The sequence below is a fragment of the Neptunomonas sp. genome (genome assembly GCF_041601355.1).
Taxonomy (GTDB): domain Bacteria; phylum Pseudomonadota; class Gammaproteobacteria; order Pseudomonadales; family Balneatricaceae; genus Neptunomonas.
Map to the genome: position 1 here is coordinate 58,340 of NZ_JBFIIH010000003.1, position 19,933 is coordinate 78,272.

The 19,933-nt window shown below is 45.7% G+C and carries 16 protein-coding genes; 5 read left to right on the forward strand and 11 right to left on the reverse strand.

Translation table 11 applies throughout. The annotated features are described in order from the left end of the window. Nucleotides 1-93: 93 nt before the first annotated feature. From ABY436_RS01020 to ABY436_RS01030, 3 genes are all read right to left on the reverse strand, one after another. Nucleotides 94-1,029 carry a Dyp-type peroxidase gene (locus tag ABY436_RS01020; RefSeq protein WP_372737168.1) on the reverse strand — a complete coding sequence of 312 codons (936 nt, stop codon included), beginning with the start codon at nt 1,027-1,029 and terminating at the stop codon, nt 94-96. A 102-nt stretch (nt 1,030-1,131) separates the two neighbouring features. Beyond that, on the reverse strand, nt 1,132-1,995 hold the full coding sequence (locus ABY436_RS01025; RefSeq protein ID WP_372737169.1) for a sulfurtransferase: 864 nt from the start codon (nt 1,993-1,995) through the stop codon (nt 1,132-1,134). Nucleotides 1,996-2,014: 19 nt separating this feature from the next. After that, complete coding sequence (locus ABY436_RS01030; protein ID WP_372737170.1) at nt 2,015-3,298, reverse strand: tryptophan--tRNA ligase; 1,284 nt, start codon at nt 3,296-3,298, stop codon at nt 2,015-2,017. Nucleotides 3,299-3,588: 290 nt separating this feature from the next. Here ABY436_RS01030 and yaaA point away from each other — a divergent pair, with 290 nt between their 5' ends. Continuing rightward, nucleotides 3,589-4,398 carry a peroxide stress protein YaaA gene (gene yaaA, locus ABY436_RS01035; protein ID WP_372737171.1) on the forward strand — a complete coding sequence of 270 codons (810 nt, stop codon included), beginning with the start codon at nt 3,589-3,591 and terminating at the stop codon, nt 4,396-4,398. Between the two features lie 79 nt (nt 4,399-4,477). Here the strand turns inward: yaaA and ABY436_RS01040 are convergent, their stop codons facing one another. From ABY436_RS01040 to ABY436_RS01055, 4 genes are read right to left on the reverse strand one after another with little or no spacing between them, the layout of a single operon-like run. Continuing rightward, the gene (locus ABY436_RS01040; protein ID WP_372737172.1) at nt 4,478-5,335 is read right to left on the reverse strand and encodes a Tim44 domain-containing protein; all 858 of its coding nucleotides are present in this window, start codon (nt 5,333-5,335) and stop codon (nt 4,478-4,480) included. Continuing rightward, on the reverse strand, nt 5,335-6,240 hold the full coding sequence (locus tag ABY436_RS01045) for a DMT family transporter (RefSeq protein ID WP_372737173.1): 906 nt from the start codon (nt 6,238-6,240) through the stop codon (nt 5,335-5,337). Before ABY436_RS01045 ends, ABY436_RS01040 begins: the two co-directional genes overlap by 1 nt. Next, nucleotides 6,240-7,931 (reverse strand): TrkA family potassium uptake protein, encoded by a 1,692-nt coding sequence (locus tag ABY436_RS01050; protein ID WP_372737174.1) that lies wholly within the window; start codon nt 7,929-7,931, stop codon nt 6,240-6,242. The genes ABY436_RS01045 and ABY436_RS01050 overlap by 1 nt, the downstream gene beginning before the upstream one ends. 3 nt (nt 7,932-7,934) lie before the next feature. Then, a complete protein-coding gene (locus ABY436_RS01055; RefSeq protein WP_372737175.1) occupies nt 7,935-8,315 on the reverse strand; it encodes a DUF6394 family protein in 381 nt (126 codons plus the stop codon). Between the two features lie 175 nt (nt 8,316-8,490). Between ABY436_RS01055 and ABY436_RS01060 the strand changes: the two genes are divergently transcribed. Then, the gene (locus ABY436_RS01060) at nt 8,491-11,346 is read left to right on the forward strand and encodes an insulinase family protein (protein ID WP_372737176.1); all 2,856 of its coding nucleotides are present in this window, start codon (nt 8,491-8,493) and stop codon (nt 11,344-11,346) included. A 2-nt stretch (nt 11,347-11,348) separates the two neighbouring features. On the opposite strand, the gene ABY436_RS01065 is transcribed toward ABY436_RS01060, so the two are convergent. Both ABY436_RS01065 and sbcB read right to left on the reverse strand, forming a co-directional pair. Beyond that, nucleotides 11,349-11,816, reverse strand: a complete 468-nt coding sequence (locus ABY436_RS01065; protein WP_372737177.1) for a hypothetical protein — start codon at nt 11,814-11,816, stop codon at nt 11,349-11,351. 5 nt (nt 11,817-11,821) lie between these two features. Continuing rightward, entirely contained in the window at nt 11,822-13,276 is a 1,455-nt protein-coding gene (sbcB, locus tag ABY436_RS01070) for an exodeoxyribonuclease I (RefSeq protein WP_372737178.1), read from the reverse strand. Nucleotides 13,277-13,361: 85 nt separating this feature from the next. On the opposite strand from sbcB, the gene ABY436_RS01075 reads away from it, so the two are divergent. Next, complete coding sequence (locus ABY436_RS01075) at nt 13,362-13,790, forward strand: YchJ family protein (RefSeq protein ID WP_372737179.1); 429 nt, start codon at nt 13,362-13,364, stop codon at nt 13,788-13,790. A gap of 227 nt (nt 13,791-14,017) precedes the next feature. Continuing rightward, entirely contained in the window at nt 14,018-16,894 is a 2,877-nt protein-coding gene (locus tag ABY436_RS01080; RefSeq protein ID WP_372737180.1) for a DUF349 domain-containing protein, read from the forward strand. 89 nt (nt 16,895-16,983) lie between these two features. Here the strand turns inward: ABY436_RS01080 and phbB are convergent, their stop codons facing one another. Together phbB and ABY436_RS01090 are read right to left on the reverse strand one after the other, a co-directional pair. Beyond that, a complete protein-coding gene (phbB, locus tag ABY436_RS01085) occupies nt 16,984-17,733 on the reverse strand; it encodes an acetoacetyl-CoA reductase (protein WP_372737181.1) in 750 nt (249 codons plus the stop codon). A 218-nt stretch (nt 17,734-17,951) separates the two neighbouring features. Continuing rightward, nucleotides 17,952-19,301, reverse strand: a complete 1,350-nt coding sequence (locus ABY436_RS01090; RefSeq protein ID WP_372737182.1) for an MATE family efflux transporter — start codon at nt 19,299-19,301, stop codon at nt 17,952-17,954. A 105-nt stretch (nt 19,302-19,406) separates the two neighbouring features. On the opposite strand from ABY436_RS01090, the gene ABY436_RS01095 reads away from it, so the two are divergent. Beyond that, nucleotides 19,407-19,933: 16S rRNA (uracil(1498)-N(3))-methyltransferase (locus ABY436_RS01095; protein WP_372737183.1), on the forward strand; the 527-nt coding region annotated here is incomplete at its 3' end.

Sequence of the window (19,933 nt, forward strand, 5' to 3'; positions counted from 1 at the left end):
CATAAAAAACCACACATATCTGTCAACAGATACACTTATACTAACCATCGGCCATCCGGCAAAAAAGTTTAGTTTTTATGAGCTTCATAGACCTTACTGTAATTTCTCAAACCAACTCAAAGAGGGAGCAAAGAACGCTTGTCCGGTTATCGCCGTTGTAAATTGCATCAATTTATCGGTATGCCCATTACCGTCACCTTCAACCATACTCTTTAACATCAGAGTAAAGCTTTCAGGTGTTCGACAATAACTGGCGAATAACAGCCCCGCTTCCGTCAGATTACCGTAAGGCATGCTATGGCGAAGTATTTCAACGGAGTGGCCGTGACTATCTTTCAAAGACGCGCGTTTCGTATGAGCGGTAGCGGGTTTTTGATCCGATGGATACTCAACATTATCCTTCTTGGTTCGCCCGTATACATCTTCCTGATCTTTCACGGATTGTGCATTCCATCGATCAAGATTGTGAACATAGCGCTGCAAATGGATATAAGACCCGGCGGCAAAAATGTCATCTTCATCACCGACAAGAGCAACCGATTTTTTATGATCACCTTGTGGGTTTTCTGTGCCATCCACAAAGCCCGTTAAATCTCTGGCATCCAAATAGCGAAAACAGGACACGTCCTCTGCAATCTCAACCGCATCACTGAACAATGCCATTAATTCCCGAGCCAGTTCAAACGTAATATCCCGACGGTTAGATCGTAAGTGCAAAAGTAAATCAACCGGCGTTGCAGGCATATTGACGACACCCTGCATTATCGGAAAAGAAGTTAATAGTGCAGGCCTGCGTTGCGAAGCATTCGGTAAATGGAAGGTCAGCCGATCCCAATAGTCACTGCCTATTGCAATTACGGCATGCACAGATTGCGCCGAAAACCGCTCCTGAAACTGAGAAACAGACTGTTGTATCCGCTGTAACGCATGGATAATTTCCTGATCCCGACCCTGCTTAACATTCAGGGTAATAAATAACGCATCACTGCTCGCTGGTGCTATAACACCGGATTGATAATTAGCTGGCATATCAGTTCCTCCTTAGCTGAATTTGCCTTTATCATAGCCGCTATTTGCACCAGATCACCAATAACTAAAACCAAAGTCACTAATAGTGCCCGTTTTAGTCGATCAGACTGGCGCTATAGGGCGCGATTTATCTTGAATCCATTCACTCCATGAGCCTACGTACAATACTGAATTACCCAACCCTGCATGCGCCATCGCCAGAATATTAAGGCAGGCTGTCACGCCCGAACCGCACATATGCACGACGGGCAGGTCAGTGTTTACCAACAAAGACCACTCCTCTGCCAATTCCTCTGCTGGTTTGAAAACACCACTCACTGTCAGATTGTCCTGAAATGGACGGTTTAATGCACCGGGAATATGCCCTGCGACAGAATCAATGGGCTCAACTTCACCCTTAAAGCGCGGCGTAGCCCGGGCATCGACTAATTGAACAGAGGCTAGCTGCCGTTGCAGCTCTTCACTGCTAATAACAGGCATCCCGTCGTTACCGCCCACGCTGTTTTCCTGATAAACCGTTTTCACAGGCAGAAGCACGTTGGTGGTTACCTCTCCGCACTGCTGTATCCAGGCAGGGTAACCTCCCTCCAGAACAGCAACCGCTTCATGGCCCATGAAACGAAGCAACCACCAAAGGCGAGCAGCCATAGCACCGCCGCAATCATCATAAGCAATCACCTGAGTATTTGCTGTCACACCGGCCCTGCCCAGCTTATCTTTGAGCTGCTCAAGGTCAGGTAGAGGGTGTCGTCCTGTCGTTGGGGTAACCGGAGAAGAAAGGTCTTGCTCAAGATCCATAAACTGAGCCGCGGGGATATGTCCTTCCTTATACAGCTGGTGCCCTTTAGTCACATCAGCCAAGTCAAAACGACAATCAAATATCACCCACGCCTGCGGTGAATAATATTTCTGCAACGCGTCAACACTCAGTAACGTCCGGTACATACCCACCTCTCTGGCTCGCATCTTTTTAACTCACGCCCTTTTAATTCACGTATTGGGCTAGCTCTGTTTTTAACACGTCCAACTCATTTTGAGCTTTTTGTTTCTGTTTTTTCTTCAGCCCCTCAACTTCGGCAGTTTTCTCTGCCAATACCTGCAGCGCCGCTTCTGCTTTATTATCAGATGATTCTACTCGCTCAAACAATGACTTTAATTGCATAAGGATCGCCCGACGGCGCCCCTCTTCCACGCGTAACAATTCCTCAGCACTTTTCTCTTTTTTAACCTGAGTATCGGTCTCGGGTTGCACAGGTACATACGTCAATGGACGGATACCCGCCGCAATACGTATCTTTTCCATAAAGGGTGCTGATTTCTCACGCGCTTTGTACGCGCCTTTTTGTAAGACTTCCTCAACAGCACCAAGATCATTCATCAACTCATGATAACGAGCACGCGGGCCGCTCAACTGGCTATCCAGATGTTCAAATAACTCACGTTTCGCCTCACCCCACCCTATCCCTTCCTGATACTTCTGGCGCATCAGGGCAATATCGTGGCCTGTTGCAAAACGACTGTATAACTGGAATAACGTACTGTTATCGGGATCTTTAGGTTCGCCCGGACCCCGGGTATCGGTGACTATTTGATTGATCAACCTGCGCAACTCATCAGCCGAACAAAACAAGGGGATTGTATTATCGTAACTTTTTGACATCTTGCGACCATCCAGCCCGGGAATAAGCGGCGAAGACTCATCCACCTGAGCTACAGGCAATGCAAACAAAGACTCATACGTATGATTAAAACGTCCGGCAATATCCCGCGTCATCTCGATATGTTGGACCTGATCTTTTCCCACCGGAATAATATCAGCATTAAACATCAGGATATCTGCCGCCATCAATATCGGATAGCTGAACAACCCCATCGTGACACCGTCATCCAGATCTTCTTTACCGGCTTCACGATTGGCATCAACCGATGCTTTATACGCATGCGAGCGGTTCATAAGGCCTTTAGACGTCATGCACGTCAGCAGCCAGGTCAACTCTGTAATTTCGGGAATGTCTGTCTGACGATAAAAGGTGGCCTTATCAGTATCCAGCCCCAGCGCTAACCAGGTGGCTGCAATTTCCTGAGAGGAGCGCGCGATACGTGCCGGATCATGACACTTTATCAGTGCATGATAATCCGCCAGAAAGAAAAAACTGTTATAGCGGGCATCCTCACTGGCCTCAATAGCGGGCTTGATAGCACCCAGATAATTACCAATATGCGGCGTGCCGGTTGTCGTAATACCGGTTAATACTGTCTTTTTAGACATTACAGATAAATCCCAAAACGAATCAAAGAAAAATTGGCTTAATAATACACAATATCAAGTTGTTATGCCTACCCATCATGTTTACGCATCATTCGTTTACTGGTTTGCCCATCGCTCGCTTAACTGAGCGCCGATGACTTTCCAGCACTGTGGATCAATGCTAAAAAGGGATTCGATTATCGGTGCTTTTACAAGAGTAATGTAAGAACAATATAACAATCCCATAACAACCTCTTCACAATTCAACTAAAATAGCCTGAATGCCTCCATACCCAACAGAACGGAATATTATGCTGACACTTATTTCACCTGCTAAAACGCTTGATTACGAAACGCCTGCACATACAGACCAACACACATTGCCTCGCTTTCTGGAACATTCCAACCAGCTAATCGGTGTTTTAGAGCAACTGTCGGTCCAGGGGGTCGCCGATTTAATGAAGCTCAGCGACAAACTCGCCAGCCTTAATGTTGCCCGCTATAACTCATGGCCAACCAAACTGACAAACGAAAACGCCAAGCAAGCTATTCTAGCCTTTAAAGGTGATGTCTATAGCGGGTTGGACGCAGCCAGCCTATCCAATGACCAGCTCAATTATGCTCAACAGCATTTGCGGATTCTCTCGGGGCTATACGGCGTACTCAGGCCGTTGGATTTAATGTACCCTTACCGTTTAGAGATGGGTACAAAGCTAGACAACCCTCGTGGTACAAACCTTTACCAGTTTTGGGATAACCGGCTCACGGCATCGTTGAATGAAGAGCTAAACGAAGAGCTGAACGAAGACTCAAATGATGAACGCCATCAGGATGAGAACCCGGTTGTTGTCAACCTGGCGTCCAATGAGTATTTTAAAGCGATCAAACCCAAAATGCTCAATGCACGCCTGATAACACCGGTGTTTAAAGACTGGAAATCAGGACAATATAAAATTATCAGTTTCTACGCAAAAAAAGCACGTGGTTTGATGGCACGCTATATTATTGAGAATAAAATTGACGCACCAGAAGCCTTAAAAGAGTTTGATGTTGAAGGCTACCGCTTCGCCGAATCGATGTCTGAAGGTAATACCTGGGTATTCATTCGTGATCACGAATAACTTGCCTGTTTCAGAAAGTACTGGTACACAATAAAAATGGCGCTAACAGCGCCATTTTCATATCGATAATACAAAGCGTTTACGAAGGCTGCTCAATTCCGACGATAAACCACGATGCATTCTCTTCGCTTAAGTCACGTTTCAGATGCCAGATTTCACTGAATTCACTGGTGTGCTGATCCTCTGACTCTTTTAACCATCCATAAAAATGAATGCTGGCAACAACATGATCCTGATTATCAATAAAGTTAATCAGTTCAGACATCACAGATACCACTTCTGTCTGCTGCTGTTCAGGGTATTTGACACGCTCCGTTTGTAGCTCTGCCAACAATTCCGGCATGGTATAAGTCGAAATTTCAGACCAATCCTGGCGATCCCAGGCAGCCTGCAAATTGGTGAAATGATCACGCGCCCCATTCAAAAAAGTAACTTTATTGAACCACGCAGGTAGTTCAAGATCCGGTTCAGACAACTGGGTACTGGCTGCTGACATCGGTGTAAAGTGGTGTGTTTGAGCAGGTTCTGCCGTTTCAGGCTCCATGGATCGATGTTGATGTCCAGCATAGTTAGGTACAGGCTGGCTTTTACGCATCATCGCAAACACTTTAAAGGCTATAAAAGCGATAGCGGCTATCATCAGAATATCCATCATCTGGATACCATCAAACGCCCCTCCCATGAACAATGAGGCCAGCAAACCACCGGCTAACAAACCACCTAACATTCCACCCATGCCTGCTTTTTTAGCAGTACCCGCCGCCGCATTCTGTGCCGGTGCTGCTTTTTGCTGAGTCGGTGATGGCTTTACCGACTTAGGAGCCGAATATGATTTTCCAAAGCTAAAACCTCCACCTAAACGTTTTGCCTGTGCCTCTGGTGCCACGATACTCAGTGTAAAAAACATCATGAAAACTGCTAATAGAACGTTACGCATCAACTACCTCTACTTAATTTTGGAATCCGTTTCATTACATTGGTGATTACCGCAAGGTATATCCCAATGAATATTAATACCATACCTGTTAAATGATAAGCGTGAATTCCCTCCCCTAAAAATATCGTTGAAAGTAACATACCAAATAATGGCATAAGATGAATAAATAAGCCCGCTTTAGCTGCACCCAATTCAGCCACGCCACGATTCCAGAATAGGTGGGCCAGAATAGAGGGAAAAACAGCCATATACAATATGGACCCGAACACCTCAGGCTTCCATATAATAGGAGCAGCACTCTGTAACTCCAGCAAACTGAAAGGCAACAGCGCTATTACTCCTACAATAACGGTGACGCCAAAAAAAGTAAAACCATCAAGCTCCGCAGGGCGCCAGCGCAAACAAATCGAGTAACTTGCCCAGCAAAACACCGCTGCCAAAATCCACAAATCTCCTTGATTAATCTCCAGATTGAGTAATTGACCAGGCTGCCCCAATGAGATCAGTGTCAGCACCCCTAAAAGTGAACAAACGACCCCTACCCACTGGCGGAAAGACACCGCCTCTTTTAAAAAAAATCCAGAAAAAACTAAAATGATAATAGGGATTGCCGATTGCAGCAAAGTAGCATTAGTGGCTCCTGTCGTGGTCAGTCCAAGATAGATGAACGTATTAAAGCTACCGACACTAAGAACACCGAGTGGTATGAGTACTTTCCAGTGCGTTACGATCTTACGCCAATGCGCTTTCAATTTAGGCATTAAAAAAGGCAAAATTATCAGTAATGCAACACTCCAGCGAAGCTCTGCCATCGTCACCGGTGGCAGCACATTATGCATGGCTCGCCCGAGTACAAAATTGCCCGCCCAAAAAAGCGTCGTCAGCGTGAGTAACAAATAAGCCATTATGAATCCTTGTTGAACCAACGGGATAACAGGGTTGAGCTTGCGTCTTTACCAGTCAAGATGTATTGCAGCACGTTATAATTATTTACCGTCCACTCAACTTGTTTAAATGCCTTACTCAAACCGCAAAAGAGAATTTCATCGCCCAGGTCTAACTCAGTCAGTTCTCCTGGTAAAATTTTAATATTTTCGCCACGACGTAACATCAAAGGAAACGCAGGCAACACCTGACTGCGATCACGCGGATCCTTCAGAAAAACCTTCATTTTAATAACGGTTCCCTCTACCAACGCCATGCTTATTGCCGGTGTGCCCTCTTCGCCAATAGTAAATGCCCAGCTATCCAACTCATACTCGCCAACGACGCTACTCATACGATTCAATAAAGTATGCGCCCAGACGTCATCATACCCTTGTAAAGCATCTATAAAGGCAGGCAAGAGCGGCGTTTTTATCTGCGCCATAATCTGATTCGCAATGATTCTGCCAGGCTCCATGACAAAATCAGCGCCTGAATGACGAAAAACTAAGCGGTTTGCATCCAGATTCTGCCTGACAACCGTCACCAACTTAGGTTTAAGCTGGCGTGCTGTCATAATAATAGAGAGATTATTGGCATCGTTTTCTGTTCCTGCAACAATACCTACCGCCTCATGGATACCCGCCTCTTCCAGCGTATGAGCTTCCGTTCCGACTCCCCAGACCTGATGCTCGGTTTGATTGACATTGTGTTCTTTTGCATCAATAACCGTAATAGACACATTGTCCGCTTTAAAAGCTTTATAAAGCGACCGGCCGAACCGACCAAAACCACAAATAATCCACCGTCCCTGCTTTAACTGATAGACACTGGAAAGAGGACGGTGATAAGGGTTGACCAGCCAATCATACACCAGATGTTTATACGGGGAATGGATGGCCATGGACAGGTATCCAGCATAAGCCTGAAACGGATCAACCACCTGGTCAGTACCAAACGAAAGTAAGTTTGCGGTGGTAACCTGAGATTCAGTCCGGCTGATCACCAAGCGTTTAGGCATCAATAGTTTACTGGCAATAGAGACTGCCAAATTAGAGTTGTCATCATCTGTCAGTGCAAGCACACCTATACAATGAGGGTGCTGCAGCCCTGCGTCATCTAACACATCGGGTAAAGCCGCATCCGCACATAAACCCGGCACACGTATCGGCAAACTATCCATTTCCAGATCGTCAATGCGTTCCTGCTTCATATCTACCACGACCGCTCTGATATCTCTGTTGGCGAGTTTATGGACAATCACCCGCCCTGTAACACCGTAACCACAGATGAGATAAAACGGCTCAGCAATCCCTATAACTTCACTGGTGAAAGCGCGACGACGTAATAAACGACCAAACACCGGCTCCTGTAACAAGGCCAGCATCGAACCAATACCATACAACCAGGCGACCACCGTGGTATAGATCATTATCAGCGTCCACATTCTCTGCGCATCAGTGAATGCAAAAGGAATCTCACCAAAACCAATAGTCGTTCCCATAAAAGAGACAAAATACACAGCGTGGAAAAAATCCATATGCCAGATATTGCCGTTATCATCTTGCCCGGGGATCAGGACAAAACCAAGAACAGAGATTGAATAAACAACGATCATCGTGATGAAAGGAACACGAAGCCGCCGTAATAGTAGATAAAAGACGTTATTCATAATTTAACGACGAACAACAATGGTCTCAACCACCAGCAAAATAACAGAAATAATATTGGCGAGCAGCGCACCGCCAGAAAGCGACACTATGCTGGACATCATCGAAGCGGTCATTCCGCCGCTTATCTGTTCTGCAAATCCCCATAAGGTAGCAGCAATAACTAACTGTAAATCAGCCACCAGGCTGGTCGCCAGCATCAGTGCGCCAAGGTGTGTCCGATCACCAAACTTCAACACAGTACAGATCATACTGACCGACAGCGCAGCAAATAACTCAAACTCATTATGATGAATCACCTTATCAATGTCGCCGAGAAAAAACCCGAAGTTCAGCGTCAGGGCCAATACGATAAAGAAAGCAAAAATTACCTTTTCACGATTCATCAGAACATCCTTTAATCCAGGTGAAATAGAGCTAGCAAAAACCGATTGTATCGACTGCTGCTAAATATGGCTATGCTGATTCACGGAACCCCCAAGATAAGTTAATGTCTACTGCCTGACTATCCTGAACCTGGATAGCTATTTGATTTCATTCTGTGTTTTTGAGGACTGTTGGATGCACACTGCGTTTATTGCACGAGTAAAGTTGACTCTCACACTTGTGCTTATCTTTTGCTCGGTATCTTTGTCGTTTGCCGGCAACATTATTAAAAGCCCGAATGACAGCCGTGAATACCACTCAATCACGCTGGAAAACAACTTAAGGGTACTGCTTATTTCTGACCAGGATACCGACAAAGCAGCAGCATCGCTGGATATCAGTATTGGTTCGGCGGCGAACCCCAAAGACAGAGCGGGCCTGGCGCATTTTCTTGAGCACATGCTTTTTCTGGGAACAAAAAAATACCCTAAAGCAGGCGAATATCAGTCATTCATTCAGTCTCACGGAGGCTCGCATAACGCCTTCACTGCGTTAAAAAACACCAATTACTTTTTCGATATCAAAGCAGATGACCTTGAACCTGCGCTGGATCGCTTCTCTCAGTTTTTCATTTCTCCGTTATTCTCAGAAGAATATACCGATAGAGAGAGACACGCCGTCAATTCAGAATACAGCGCCAAACTCAAAGATGATGGCCGCAGAATTTATGCCGCCACACAACAAGCGATGAACCCGGAACACCCGGCCAGTCGCTTTGCCGTTGGCAACCTTGACACCCTGGCCAACGACGAACCAGGGGCTTTACGCAAAGACTTAATCAGTTTTTACCAAAACAACTATTCCGCAAACCGCATGCGACTGGTCATCCTGGGTAAACAGCCTATCGAACAGCTTGAAGTCATGGCAAAGCAGTACTTCGCCAACATTGAGAATAAAGATTTAGAACCCTTTAGTTTCAACCAACCACAGTTTAAACGCAGTGATTTACCGCTCGAAATGGCGATCAGTACATTAAAAGATAATCGCTCCCTCAGTCTCAGCTTTCCGACACAGCCCAGCTTGCCCTTTTGGCAAAGCAAACCGCTTCACCTGCTCAGCAGTCTTGTAGGTTATGAAGGTAAAGGAAGTATACTGGCTTTATTGAAAGACAAAGGCTGGGCAACAGGACTCGGAGCATCGCCAGGAGAAGACTTTGATACTGAAGCCAGCTTCCATGTTCAAATATCTTTAACACCACAGGGCCTTCAGCATACCGATGAGATTGTCAGTTTGTTTTTCTCTTTCATGAAAGACCTGAAAAAAACCGGCTTCAGCCAAGCACTCTTTCAGGAGGAACACTTACTCAATGAACAACAATTCCGCTTCCTATCCGAACAGGAACCCATTCATTATGTCACCCAACTGACACAAAACATGCAGGACTACCCAGAAGCCAACTGGCTGAATGCGCCCTTTATCCTTGAGCAATATAATGCGGATATATTTAATCAATTCACTGAATCGATTCGCCCGGACAACATGGTGTTATCAATTCAAGCGCCGGAACTACAGACTGATAGCAAAGAGCAGTATTACAACAGCGCCTACCGTATCACCCCTATTTCCTCAGCGCGTATTTCGCGCTGGCAGCAGGTTGGCTTGAACGAAAACTTACACATTCGCAACGCCAACCCTTTTATTGCTAAAAATATCGAGCTTAAGCCTCAACCAGAAAAGAGTACCCAAGCAGAGAAAAAGCAGACTCCGGTCAACATCGACACCGGCAAGACAGGTGTTTCATTGTGGCATCTTCAGGACAGTACCTTTAATGTGCCAAAAGCTGACTTCTACTTTGCACTTCTGTCACCTGTTGCAAGAGAAGGCGCTGCTGTTACGGCCGGGCTGAATATTTATGCAGATATGCTAAGCGATGAGCTTAATCAAACGCTTTATGATGCGGCTATGGCAGGTCTGAATGCACGAATCTATTCGCATCAACGCGGCATTAGTGTTCGCATTTCAGGCTTTAACGACAAAATAGATCTCCTCAGCGAATTAATTGCAAAAACTTTGCGCTCACCTGAACTTTCACAAGCGCGTTTTGAACGGGTGCTTCAGGCATACAAGGAGCAGCTTAAAAATGCGGAAAAAGACAAACCTTACAATCAGCTTTTCCGTGTCAGTTATGAACAACTGATGCAGGACCCAAGCCTTGAAGAACTACAGCAAGCCACTGATAGCTATACACCAGAACAATTATCGGCTTTGATTGAACGCCTCTTCAAATCGACTGAATTGCGTATACTGTCAAATGGTAACCTGCTGGCAGAAGAAGCGTTAACTATCAGCGAGACATTGATCAAGGCTTTGCAGCCTGTTAAGACAGCAGCCGTCGCACCACTGGTCGACATTCGAAGACTAACACCCGCAGAGAACTTACGAACTACACTACAAATAGAGCACAACGACTCAGCCGTTGTTCTCTACCTGCAGGGTCAGGATCAATCGCTTAAAAGCCGGGCATCTTCGGCATTAATAAGTGAAGTATTATCTGCACCCTTCTATACACAACTACGCACTGAACAGCAGCTAGGCTATATCGTCTTCGCAACGCCGATGCCATTGCGTAAAATGCCAGGTATTGCCCTTGTGGTTCAGTCTCCAAGTGCCTCGCCTGCAGCCATTCAACAAAGCATGAATGATTTTCTTGATCGCTTTAAACAGCAACTAACCAATATCCCGGACGAGCAGGTCAGCCAATTCAAAAGCAGTCTTAAAGCAAGAATTAATGCGCAAGACCGCCAATTACAGGATCGCTCTAACCGTTTATGGCAAGAGATCGACCAGGATGAAACAAATTTCGATACGCAGATAAAACTAACGCAGATGATTGACCAACTGAGTAAGGATGATTTAACCGAAGCCTTTAGCTCACTCTTAACACGACAAATGATTTTGCAGAACAACGGATCAGGGAGCGAAGTAGCTGAGGCCAACATGCTAAAAAATCTAACTAAAGTAAGTACTGCTAAGGTAAGTGCTACTCAATAAACTTAAGGTTTCGGCAGCACAAACTCACGGCGCTGCTGAATACCTGAGGCCTGCTCACACGATTCAGGCTGCCAAAGACATCTCTCCTTTTCCTGGTCGTCGAAGATGCGTTGAAAAACAGCATCTTCGCCCTTCAGGTCAGCTTTGGATAATACCTTGCCAGCCCTGAATTCTTGTACCAGCGGCAGCGGTGAAGGCGCAACCACTGTCGGCGGCGGCAGATCAGAAGGGTTATCATAGTAAGCTATCTCTTGCATAGGCTCGCTATCCAAAACACCCCGGCCTTTTCGAAAGTATGCTGTTTTACCGTTATCAGTACCCTGTGAATACCCATTGGGCACAACCACCTGATAAGAGATAAGCTCTTCGGCACTCACTGATGTAAGAGCCCCTGTAAGCGCTCCGGCAACAGAAGCGGCATAAACACCTGATCTGATCAGCCGCACCCGCTTTACTGCAGTTTTTGCCATGGCTTTTACCATGAGTTCTCCATGGGATAGATGGACTCGGCGTAGATAGCCAACTCTTCCAGCACTTCCCGATTCGACTTGCTTAGCTCCGGGTTCTGATAAAGGGCATTCAACTGTTCGTAAAATACCTTCATAGTCATCAAGCCGCGTTTATCTTCTTTTAACAATTTATCACTACGGTAATGCTCCCATTGAGACTGCTCATCTTCGTTAAGCGTCAATGGATAATTGCGAGCGCGGTAGCGAAACAACATCTCTTCCAATCGAGGATCCTGAAATGCCAGTTGCATCTCTGCCAACGCTTCAGGGTCGCTCTCTCTGATCTGCTGCATCGTTTTTTTATCCGTATCATTAAAAAAACCACCCGAGTACAACATATGATCGGGATCACCGTCAGATTCAAAACTATCTTCACTCATTACATCGGCAAGCTTGGCTTTTAATTCAGGAGAATTTCGTAAAAAAGCCAAATGCGCCCGGCACATATCCCCGTCGATAGAGAAGCGCGCCGCTTCATCCTTATTCAGCATCCCGGCAGGCGCTAAAATCGGGCACTTGTTCACATGTACCTGCTTCAATGCGATAACAGGGTCTGTAATGGAGCGATCGGCGGCGGGTAAATACATGTAGTGCCTGATCTCATCAACAGACAATGCCAGCAATGGGGCAGGATCGGCGCGCAAATCCCACACCAGAAAACTATTACGATTAACCGGGTGCTGTATCAAGGGTGCCACCACAGCTAAATTCCCCAACGCCGCTGCATAACGGGATGACACATGTAACACCGGTTTCATCGAGGAGACATCCAACATTCTCTGAGCTGACGCCTTATCTTTGTTGGCCAATGTAAACTCATACAATTTTGGCTGGCGCTCTTTAACCAACTTTGCCATCGCTATCGTTGCATACACATCTGATAACGCATCGTGCGCATGCCCATGATCAATTCCATTCGCTTTTGTCAGGTCTTCTAAGCGTAAACTGGGAGTTCCATCTTCATGCTCAGGCCAGACAATACCCTCCGGGCGCAACGCGCGTGTCAGGCGTAACATATCGATGATGTCCCAGCGCGAACAGCCGTTCTGCCACTCCCTTGCATAGGGATCAAAAAAGTTCCTATAGAGGGTATAACGTGTCACCTCATCATCAAAACGAATGCTGTTATAACCCACTGCGCAGGTGCCTGGCCGTGTAAATTCGTCATGGATACGCTTAATGAATTCGGCTTCACAGACCCCTTCACGAATAGCCTTTTGTGGTGTGATGCCTGTGATTAAACATGCTTGCGGATGCGGCAGAGTATCATCGGCGGGTTTGCAATAGAGCATCACCGGTTCATCAATGATATTCAGGTTCTCATCCGTGCGAACGCCTGCAAATTGCACAGGACGGTCTCTTTTAGGATCAATACCAAAGGTTTCATAATCGTGCCAAAAAAAAGTGCGTTCCGCTGTCATTGTGTTCAAATATCCGTGATATATGCCGGGTAAGCAGGCTATAATAAAATTTAAATAGTAACAGGTCTGATAGGGAGGATTACATATGCTGACCAGTCAAACAATACAACAGCGTTGCCCATGTGGATCAGAGAAGTCGTTTACATTCTGTTGCGAGCCCTATATTGAAGGTCAAAAACCAGCACCCACGGCAGAGGAACTGATGCGTAGCCGTTATACTGCTTTTGCTCTGGGAGCCATTGACTATCTGATTGACACTACTGTGCCGGAGAAGCGTGAATTAATTGACCGCGCCATTTTTGCTGAACAAACTCAGTTCACAACGTGGACAGGCTTAACCATTCTCAACAAAGAAGCCGGTAGTAAAGAAGACACTCAAGGTATAGTAGAGTTTGAAGCGGCGTTTGAAACAGAAGATGATCAATGTATTTTACATGAACGATCCAGCTTCTATGCTAAAAACGGCCAATGGTTCTATGCTGATGGAGAAGTTGATGTCAGATCTGTTGCCTGATACATCCCTGATATGATGTAGCTCTTGTGTCATAGAACTCTTATGTCTTAGAGCGCTGATGTCATAAACAGGGCATCCGTTAAACGGTTGGATAAGGAAAGTTGCAAAAAAATCCTATTTAACCCATATATAAAGGCTTTTCCTGACCGCCTAGTGCCCGTTAGAATCTGCCTCCCCATTCATCTGGATTTCTGTTGTCCAGTATTGCTAATACAAGAAAATCGTTAATGTTATCAAAGTTTTTTAAGCCTAAATGGCAACATACCAGCCCAACCATACGATTAAACGCCGTAAAAAACTTACGCGATGATTGTGATGACCAGTATCGTATCCTTTCCACACTGGCAATTCATGATCCTGACACTCATGTCAGACACGCGGCAATCGAGCGGATAAATAGCATCAATAACCTGATCCGGCTGCTACAGAGTTCAGCATCACTCGCGGAACCAGGCTCTCATTCTGAGGTTATTGAAACACATCTGGCTCACCTGCTCAGCGCGGAAAAACAGCCGGAAAAACTACTCGAGCAACTGGAACAAAACGTCGCCCCCGCAGCGATCTGGAGAGTCATTTGTAAAACACCTTTCCACGCCTTACAAAACCAGTTTGTTGAGCAAATCGAAGATGAATTGCAGCTAATTGATATTGCTATCTCCTCCTCCCCTATTAATACTCGTAAGAAAGCAGCTGAGCGCATTACTGAGCCAGCGCTGATTGAGCAGCTATTAAAGCTCACACGACAAAACGACAAAGCTATTCATCGCATCATGCGCGATAAATCCAGCCTTATACGTGAACAACAAAAACAGCAGCAAACACTTCAACTTCATGCCCAAACCGTCCTTGAGCAAATAACGCACCTGTCCACAGGTGAGTGGTATCCACTTTATCCGGCTAAACATGATGCGCTTCTTCAGGACTGGAGCACTATTCACAGCTCAACCACTGCGGTCTATCAAAGCCGGTTTGATGAAGCATCGCATGCTTGCATACAACGCATCCAAGCGGTTCTTGATAAAGAAGCTGCCAATGAAAAAGAACAGCAACGCATTCTGCAGGTTCGCGAAGCGGCGGCGGTGCTAATAGATCAGATGCAACAATGTATCCGGGATCTGCAAAGCGCCGGGCAATCAAGTGACTCATTCGCTATGTTTGCGCAGCAAGCAGATCAATTTAAAACACAATGGGCCCTGCTTGCTAACGATACCAGCAGTGCACAACAAAAAGCATTTGACCGACTACAAAATCAATTTGCAACAGTCTATTCACATAGCATCTCAATAGAAGACAAACTCAATAGCGCTTCAGAGTTTCTGGCAAGCTACGAAAAAACAGCTTTTAAGCATAAGCCGTTACAAGAGAAGCTGAAAAAAGCTAACGCCATTATTAAAAAAATAGCCTGGCCCGAAAACGCAGATAAGCCACAGCCTATCCAACAACTGGATGCACTGTTGCAGCAACTTAATCAAGAAAAACAACAACAAGCAGAAAAAACCAGGGCGCTCAAAGACAAACTGCAAGTACAACTGGAGCAACTGGAAAGCAATATTGAAAGCGGCAGCATCAAAGCGGCAGATAAAGCGTCCCGCAAAGCCAGCGAATTACTCACACTACTTAACAATCCGGTTAACAGGTCGGTCAACGGCTCAACGAATGACGCGCTTGATCAGCAATACAAAGGGCTTGTGCTTCGCCTGGATGAAATAAAAGATTGGCAAGGCTTCGCTGTAACACCGAAAAAAGAACAACTGTGTCTCGATATGGAAGCACTGGCAGAGCAAACAGCACTTCCTCACCCGGAAAAAGCTAAGCAAATAAAAGCACTCCAGCAACAATGGAAAATGCTGGATGCCACTGACCCGTTCCATTCTCAGGCAATCTGGAAACGTTTCAAAACAGCTTCAGATAAAGCTTATGAGCCTTGCGAAGTCTTTTTCGCACAACAAAACGAAGCTCGTCGCTACAATCTTCAACAAAAAGAACTGATCTTTAGCGAAGTCGCCACCTACTTACAACAGATCAACTGGGAAACATGCGATTGGCGCTCGGTTGAACAGATAATTCAAACAGCCAGGCAAGAGTGGCGCCGCTTCACGCCTGTTGACAGAACACCCGGCCAGGCCTTACAAATCAAATTCAATGAATTACTTCTTGAGGCTGAAACACATTTTCAGGCTATCAAAGAAAGTTCGATGGCTGTCAAACAAAAGCTGATCCTTGAAGCAGAATCACTAACGACCGCAGATGATGCTTCTGCAGCCGCAGAGCAAGCAAAAAACCTACAAAAAGCCTGGAAAGAGTGCGGCCCCACATTTCACAGCCAAGAACGAAAACTGTGGAAAGCTTTCAGGGTTCACTGCGATACTATTTTCCAACGCCTGCAGGACGAAACGCCTTCAAGAGAAGCCCTGCAATCGGCCAGGCAGCAGCTTAAACAAATCATTGAAGAGCTATCCGCTTTCGAAGAAACACCACTCAATACACAGAAAAAAATCAATCACATCAATGAAACGCGACAGTTGATTGAAAACTACAAAGAGTCATTACCCCCTCATGATATTGAAAAATTTAATAAGGCGGCACGTTACATTGAGCAACAAGCGAGTGATCTGACCCGTTTCGTTGATAATGCGGAGATACAAAAATTATTCGAGCATGCACAATTATGTGACCAGTTTGAAGAAATGATTTTGCAAAACAACTTCACCGCATCCCCTGAAGAACTTTTTAAAAACTGGCAACTTAATTCCACCAACGATTTCCATGAGAAAATCACCAAGCGGCGCAACCAGATTGAATCAATAGCCTCCTCAGGAGAGGTTGATCTGGAGCCACTGCTAGCGAGTGCAGACAAAGAACTCAGGGAGATCTGTATTCGCCTGGAGATCGCTTTGAGCCTACCTTCGCCTGAGCGAGATCAGGCTTTGAGAATGGAATATCAGATGCAGCGCCTGCAAAAGGCACTGGAGCAACAACAAAAATCAGTCAATTTGACGGACATCAAAACACTGGAGTTTGAATGCCTCTCTGTGCCATTCAGGCTGACAAATAAAACCCTGAATAAGCGCTTCAATCAACTCATTGATTCTGTGTTTAATTAACAGCAGAAAAGTGACAACCTTATTCAGGTCAGGTCACATGAAACAAAAAAAACCCGCAATTAGCGGGTTTTTTTAGTCAACCAATGTCATTACGACATGTGCAGACCACCGTTAATAGACATATCAGCACCGGTGATGTATCCAGACCCGTCTTCCGCAAGGAAAGTCACCATACGACCAATCTCTTCAGGCGTACCAAAACGACCCACAGGAATGGTAGAGCAAATTTTCTGCTGAACTTCAACAGCAATTTTAGCTACCATCGGTGTCATCACGTAACCAGGAGATACTGTGTTGACAGTAACACCTTTAGATGCCACTTCTTGCGCTAACGCTTTAGTGAAACCGTGAATACCTGCTTTAGCTGCAGAGTAGTTACATTGACCAAACTGGCCTTTCTGAGCGTTAACAGATGAAATGTTGATAACACGTCCAAAGCCTTTTTCCAGCATTGGGTTAATTACCAAACGGGTCATATGGAACATTGAATCCAGGTTAGCCGTCAGTACTTCATCCCATTGATCCCAGCTCATTTTCTTAAACTGACCATCGCGGGTGATACCTGCGTTGTTTACCAGTACATCAACTGTACCGCCTGTCAGTTCCTGAACAGTAGCGATACACGCTTCGCATGAAGCGGTATTAGTGACATCACCATAAGCAACATGGATATCGTAGCCGTCAGCTTTTTGCTCAGCCTGCCATGCTTTTGCTTTTTCGTGATTACCACCACTGTTATAACCCGCTACTACTGTAAACCCTTTATCCGCCAGACTACGGCATATTGAAGCACCCAGCCCGCCAGTACCACCTGTTACAAGAGCAACCAACTTACCCATATCTACATCCCTTATTTTGAATTTATTGTGTTTTATGTAACTTATTATTTTATCTATATAACTAAAATTATTATTCTACCCAGTTATACATCCGATCATAGACCTAAGACTTCCATTTCATAATATGACTTTGGTTTATAGTCTTTAGGATAATATCTGATTATTAACAAATAATGATAGGGCAGAATTAACTTAAAAAATATTGATTTGCCGCAGACTCACCCGGGAGTCGCCGCACTTTTTGTCACTAATAACCTACTAACACTGCGGTAGGCCACCCATGAAGCAGCCGTATTTGCCAGGACAAATGCCACAAACATAGCTTGCAACCCCCACACCTGATTCGCCACCCACGCCATCGGAATGAAGAACACGAACAAGCGTAAAATACTAATGCGCATAGCACGCAACGGCTGATGCAGTGCATTGAATGTTGATGCACTCAGAAAAATAACCGCCTGCATACCAAATCCGAGCGGCACGACAGACAGCCACATCAGCAACGGTGTTTTAATCAACTCAGATGCCGCGAATAAATCAGCAATGGCATCGCGAAAACTCCACAACATAATGAACACAATAAGTTGCCATATCAAAGCAAACTTAATGGCTCCCCGATAGGCACTGATCACCCGCTGAATCTGACCCGCGCCAAAGTTCTGGCTGATAAAAGGCGGTAACGTCATAGATAAAGCCAAACATACCAGCAAAGACAACGACTCAAGCCGGTTACCTACGCCAAAAGCGGCTACCGCTTCGGCACCATGTCGGGCAACCATGGACGTCAAAATACCACCCGCCAGCGGTGTCAACATATTCGACAAGGCCGCGGGTAAACCTATTTTCATGACGGTCAACCAATGTCTAAAAATTCTGCTGGCAACCGGCTTCATAATAATAATCAACTGATAACGCCGATACAGAACATAACTAACAATAACAGACACACAAGCCCAGGAGATCACACTGGCCATTGCCGCGCCTTTAATGCCCATGGCAGGAACAGGACCCCAGCCAAAAATCAACAAAGGATCAAGCAGAATATTGAGTATCGACGACCCAGCCATCACTAATGCAGGGGTCTTGGTATCGCCTCTGGCCCGCAATGCGCTATTGGCCACCATATTTGTCACCAGAAAAACGGCACCAAACCACCAGATATCCATATAGGTAAGAATATAAGGAAGTTGCTCTTGAGTAGCGCCCATCAGGGTAAATAATGGCACCATCAATAAATGAGCGACTAAACTGACACATAAGACCAATATCAGGGTCATCATTAAATTATCAGTTGCCAGCTCTGCAGCTTCTCCTTGCCGCCCCTGGCCAATAAGCCTGGCCATAATCGCGGATGTGCCTATACCAAAACCAATGGCCAGACTCACCACTGAAAAGGTGACAGGAAAGGTAAATGCCAACGCAGCCATAGGCGCAGTGCCGAGTAAAGATACAAAATAGATATCAGCAAGATTAAATAACATCAGACTGACAATACCTACCATCATCGGTAACGTCATTCTCAGCAATGTTGGTCGAATAGTATCCTGCAGTAAGTCGGGAGTGGCCATATGGAGCTCTATTTTAAGTAAGCGGCTATCCTAACGGCTGATAAGCAAAAGAAAAACCTCCATAATGGAAGTATATGTTCCCAAGATGCTACCAGCGGATAAAGAATGAATCTGATTTTGTTTAATGAAAACGATTACTGCGGCGACAATCGCATTTGTCTGCATGACAGACGTCACCAACATATCGCTGAAGTCCACCGGGCACAACCTGATTCGCTATTGCGCGTAGGCCTGATAAACGGGCTCAGCGGTTCTGGTCAGGTAATCAGTATTGACGATCAACAGGTAACACTGGAGATCTCACTTACCCAACCACCGCCGGCAGCATTACCTCTGACCCTGCTGCTAGCCTTACCCCGGCCTAAAATGCTAAAGCGTATTTTACAGACGATCAGCGCTATGGGCGTAAAAGAGCTCTACCTACTCAATAGTTACCGTGTCGACAAGAGCTATTGGTCTTCCCCACTCCTCACTGAAACAGCTATCAATGCGCAATTACAATTAGGATTAGAGCAAGCCCTGGACACACAAATGCCCAACGTACATATCAGAAAGCGCTTCAAACCGTTTGTAGAAGACGAATTACCTGCCATCTGCGCAAACACACGGGGGTTAGTTGCGCACCCTTACCA